Annotated in this window: 6 protein-coding genes and 1 pseudogene; 5 read left to right on the top strand and 2 right to left on the bottom strand. The window is 49.6% G+C overall.

Annotated elements, in window-relative coordinates; genetic code table 11:
• Positions 1–162, top strand: a pseudogene (locus tag PX636_RS21965) (IS701 family transposase); the annotation flags it as partial.
• A 182-nt stretch (positions 163–344) separates the two neighbouring features.
• On the opposite strand, the gene PX636_RS21960 reads toward PX636_RS21965, so the two are convergent.
• Together PX636_RS21960 and PX636_RS21955 are read right to left on the bottom strand one after the other, a co-directional pair.
• Positions 345–593, bottom strand: a complete 249-nt coding sequence (locus PX636_RS21960; protein ID WP_002785172.1) for a DUF2442 domain-containing protein — start codon at positions 591–593, stop codon at positions 345–347.
• Complete coding sequence (locus tag PX636_RS21955) at positions 577–864, bottom strand: DUF4160 domain-containing protein (RefSeq protein WP_253852414.1); 288 nt, start codon at positions 862–864, stop codon at positions 577–579. Before PX636_RS21955 ends, PX636_RS21960 begins: the two co-directional genes overlap by 17 nt.
• A gap of 334 nt (positions 865–1198) precedes the next feature.
• Between PX636_RS21955 and PX636_RS21950 the strand changes: the two genes are divergently transcribed.
• From PX636_RS21950 to PX636_RS21935, 4 genes are all read left to right on the top strand, one after another.
• Positions 1199–1693, top strand: a complete 495-nt coding sequence (locus PX636_RS21950) for a tetratricopeptide repeat protein (protein WP_288118889.1) — start codon at positions 1199–1201, stop codon at positions 1691–1693.
• Positions 1694–1836: 143 nt separating this feature from the next.
• A complete protein-coding gene (locus PX636_RS21945; RefSeq protein WP_052275773.1) occupies positions 1837–2937 on the top strand; it encodes a S1C family serine protease in 1101 nt (366 codons plus the stop codon).
• A 59-nt stretch (positions 2938–2996) separates the two neighbouring features.
• On the top strand, positions 2997–3605 hold the full coding sequence (locus PX636_RS21940; RefSeq protein ID WP_002763038.1) for a COP23 domain-containing protein: 609 nt from the start codon (positions 2997–2999) through the stop codon (positions 3603–3605).
• A gap of 39 nt (positions 3606–3644) precedes the next feature.
• The coding region (locus PX636_RS21935) for a S1 family peptidase (RefSeq protein ID WP_288118888.1) at positions 3645–4185 on the top strand (541 nt) is incomplete at its 3' end.

The raw sequence follows: 4185 nt of genomic DNA, 5'->3' as shown, positions 1-4185 counted from the left end.
GGGGGATTGCAAAGGCAGTGGGCGAGTCGACCTTTAAACACTCTTGTGGAAGCCTTGGAAGCTTTTTGGACAGCGATGTCTTTCCGTTTCTTTGAGTGGCTGACCGAGAATCGGGATGTGTTTGCCGCTTACAAAGCCAGTTTAGGCTTTGTTTGGGCTTGAAATTTGTTTAAGTCCCATTAGGTTAAAGAAAACCTCTCAAGTCTCAGGAAAAGCGCAACCCAACAGCCAACACCTAAATCTGTCTGAATCTTTTTTTTGGGTTTCCTTGGGTCAACCCAATCGACGGTAATTGCTATGATTACTAGGTTCGGTAGAGCCGATTTTTTTTAAGCATTTAACATTTAAGCACCCAATCTTCCTTCTAAAATGCCAATGATGGACAAATCCTCATCTAAGGTTTCCCAATGTAATCCCGTGCCATCACAAATTAACTCAACCTCTGCTAATTGTTCAAAGGTTGCTTTTGATAAGCGTTTATTTTTATAAGCAGGAAAACGAATTTCTCTATCGTCTTCTAAACGAATACAAATCCATTTATCTTCAACCCAAACTTTTTGAGCTTTTACTATGCTTTCATGTACCAAATACATCGTGCCATTTCCTCCGTATTATTTCTATATTTTCTGTAATGATAACTTCAGCCCGAACAATTTCTTTGGTTTTTAGACCTTTAGCATAATCCAATTCTAGCGGCTCTAGCCAAAATTTAGCATATCCGCCGCCCCGTCGAACGTGAACGTGCATGGGTTCATTGCCTTCATTGGCATAGAAAAAGAAAACATAGCCTTCCAGTCTGAAAATTTCTGGCATGAGGTTAAAGCTTATTTTGCCGGATTTGGCCAAGCATGAAATGTAACGCACCACCAATTTTATAATATTCGGTGGGTTATGCTACAGTGCTTGTCATCTTGGTGCGATCACTGTTTTAGAGAACGAAAAGCGATCGCATCCTTTCCTAGGTTGGGTCATCGGAGCGAAACCCAACAGCCAACACCTAAATCCGTCTGAATCTTTTTTTTGGGTTTCCTTGGGTCTATTGTTGGGTTTCCTTACTTTGATAGCAAGGATTGCATGGCATCTTTCCTATTCTGATCTGACAACGCCAAAAAAATTGATTGCCCTATCCTGCATATTCTCAAAAAAGCAACCGATGAATTAGGTAGAAGTTCAAATCACCCTCACCGAGGAACTACCCATGAAATCCTTTGCCCTTCTCACCACCGTCAGTCTAATCGGCCTCTCCACCCTCGCCACTGTTCGCCCCGTTATGGCCCTAGAAAGCCGACAACCAGCCGAAACCCTGATCGCTCAAGCGAACTACAAAGAAGCGATCGCCCACTTTAACCGGGGAATTAACTACATCCAACAGGAAAAATATGATCTCGCCCTCGCTCAATTCACCAGAGCGATCGAACTCGATCCAGACTATACCGAAGCTTACCTCGGTCGGGGCATGATTTACACGATTCGTGAACAATGGCGGCCGGCGTTTCAAGACCTGAACACCGCGATCCGACTAAACCCCCGCGCTGCCTACGCTTACCATTTCCGCGGATACGTCCATCTCGCATTTAACCAGAGACAAAATGCGATCGCCGATCTAACAACGGCCGCCGAATTATTTCGCCAGCAGGGAAACACAGAAATGTACAACAGCGCCATAGAAGCACTACGGCAGATAGGTGCGTAAGTTGCAAGGGAGAGCGATCGCTCTCCCCCTCTAAACTTTTGTAAAAAAAGCAATCTGAGGACTTAAAACTTGATCGCATAATTGGAAAAAAACCAACGATAACATCCTTGCAAGTATCCCCCGACTAAAGAGGAGCCAACCCGATGAAACCAATTACTTTCACCCTATCGGTGCTACTGGCCACCACTGGCCTACTCGTTCAACCAGGAGGCTTCCTGATGGAAAACGTTCCACCCCTCCTCGCGCAGGAGCAGACCGCTTCTAGAGTCTATCAGAAAGCCAGCCCCGCCGTCGTCACCGTCAAAAATGGCAGCGGCCACGGTAGCGGCTTTCTCGTCAGTCCCGACGGTATCATCATTACCAACGCCCACGTTGTTGCGGACGGCCCCCGGGTGGTGACGGTGAAATTTTCCAACGGACAGCAGGCCTCGGCAGACGTGATCGGCTTCGCTAAAAATGGCGTGGATTTAGCCGTCCTGCGGATTTATAACCGCCAAAACCTGCCCTATCTTCCCCTCGCCCGTCCGAACTCCGCCAAAGTCGGCGAAAGCGTTTTCGTCATCGGCACACCCTTAAACGAGGACTATCAAAACACCCTCACCCAGGGCATTATCAGCCGTCTCGACCCCGAAAAAGGCATTGTGCAACACAACGCTAATATCAACAAAGGCAATTCCGGCGGGCCGCTTTTGAATTCACGGGGGGAAGTGGTGGGGGTTAACGTCGCAGGCGATATCGGGAGTTACGTTTACGACGGTGCGGGAAACCCGATCGGCCTTACCCAGAGCGGCATTAATTTCGCCGTTTCCCTCGATCGCCTGCAAGCTTTCCTCACCGCAGTTAAAACAGGCGATGTCTCCACCGTCTCAACATTAGGACAGGACGATCGGATACAGTTACTCGCCCTCCCTCTTAACGGTCAGACCGTTCAAGGCAACTTGACCAAAGACCAAAACGAGCAATATTACGGGTTCGAGGGTCGTGCCGGACAGAAAATCGTTCTGGATATGAACAGCAACGAGATCGCTCCCTATCTTGTCCTCTATCGCGTTCTCCAATCTTCCGAGGGGACAAAATACCCACAGGTCGCCCGTAGTAACCAGCGTGTCGATCGCGCCCCCGGGGATTTTAACGCTCGACTTGTAACCGAATTACCCGCCGATGGAGTTTATATCCTAGTGGCTACCTCTCGCGAAGGGGGTGAATCGGGTCGCTACACCCTCAACGCCGCCGCTAACCCTTAAATAATCCCATTTTGACCCTAATCACGATTCTAATCCCTATTTTCTGAGGAACTATCCCTATGAACTCTAGATATATTTCCCACCGTCTCGCTTGCGTCGGCCTCCTCGCCACTGTCCTCCTCGGTGGTATCGCCCCCGGTTTCAGCCAATCGACCACCCCGAATGGCGTCACCTTCTTCTGTAAAGAGGTGTTCGATCGCGCATCGGGAGGAAAAATCCCCGCCACCCTGGCTTGGATTCCCCAAAGGAGCGGCAATGTGCGGATTATCGGCTGGAAATCGGAATATTTCTCCAAACGTTCCCCGGTTCGTTGCGAGGAAGTCACGAAAAAATTCCAGGAAGCATATAATCAAGGGCGTTTTAACTATCTCACCACCGGCCGGGCGAAGGGATACCCGATCATCTGCAGCGTTTCACGATCCGGCGATCCCTGCGATGGTAATAGCCAACTTTTTACCCTTAAACCCCACGACAATCCAGATTTAGTCTTGCAACAACTCATGGACATCCTAGAGGGGAAAAGCTCGGATATGCTCCTCCAGAATTCCGGAGATAAAACCTATATCTCGATGACGGAGTTTTTCGCCAAAGCACCACTCGCCGATCGCGACGCGCCCTGTGGTACGAGATCTGCTGGCCCGCAAAATAATTGCGTTCCCACCCGCTAGAATTTTCGCTGTTTTACCCCGAATTTCCCCATAATAACCATGTTGAAACCCTTTCCCCTACTCCTAAGCCTCCTACTTCTGCCCGTCGTACCGGTTAAAGCGCTATCCCCTTTCTCTGCTCCGGCGATCGTGGCGGAAGACAGCCCAAACGCGCAGATCGAGCGATCGATCCGTCAAGTCACTGTTAAGATTACTAGCGAGATAAATCGGGGATCGGGAATCATTATCGGGAAAAAAGGCAGTATATACCTCGTTTTGACCAACGCTCACGTTACCCGCGGCGCGACCACCCTACAGATCCAAACCCACGACGGCCAAACCCGCACAGCCTCGATCGCGCCGAATTCCCTTTTAAAAGATAAGGATCTGGCCCTAGTGGAGTTTAGCGATACCAGGGATTATCCGATCGCCACCATCGCGGAGTTTACCCCCAATCAAGACAGGATCGGTTTAGAAGTGGTGGCCGCGGGATATGTTGCCGAAACGGGACAGTATCGGACGACAAAGGGAACCCTCGAACAGGTGAGCGATCGACCCCTCCGGGAAGGCTACAGCGTCGGTTATAGTGGCGATATCGTGC

The sequence above is a fragment of the Microcystis sp. M53598_WE2 genome, assembly GCF_030067735.1.
In the GTDB taxonomy this organism is placed as follows: Bacteria; Cyanobacteriota; Cyanobacteriia; order Cyanobacteriales; family Microcystaceae; genus Microcystis; species Microcystis aeruginosa.
The sequence above is the reverse complement of the archived record's forward strand: the minus strand, read 5'-3'. Positions and strand labels throughout refer to the sequence as shown.

What these genes read in the sequence shown, in the direction of transcription:
- PX636_RS21945 (WP_052275773.1), top strand. Translation starts at nt 1,837, where the DNA reads ATGAAACCAATTACTTTCACCCTATCGGTGCTACTGGCCACCACTGGC.
- PX636_RS21940 (WP_002763038.1), top strand. Translation starts at nt 2,997, where the DNA reads ATGAACTCTAGATATATTTCCCACCGTCTCGCTTGCGTCGGCCTCCTC.
- PX636_RS21960 (WP_002785172.1), bottom strand. Translation starts at nt 593, where the DNA reads ATGTATTTGGTACATGAAAGCATAGTAAAAGCTCAAAAAGTTTGGGTT.
- PX636_RS21950 (WP_288118889.1), top strand. Translation starts at nt 1,199, where the DNA reads ATGAAATCCTTTGCCCTTCTCACCACCGTCAGTCTAATCGGCCTCTCC.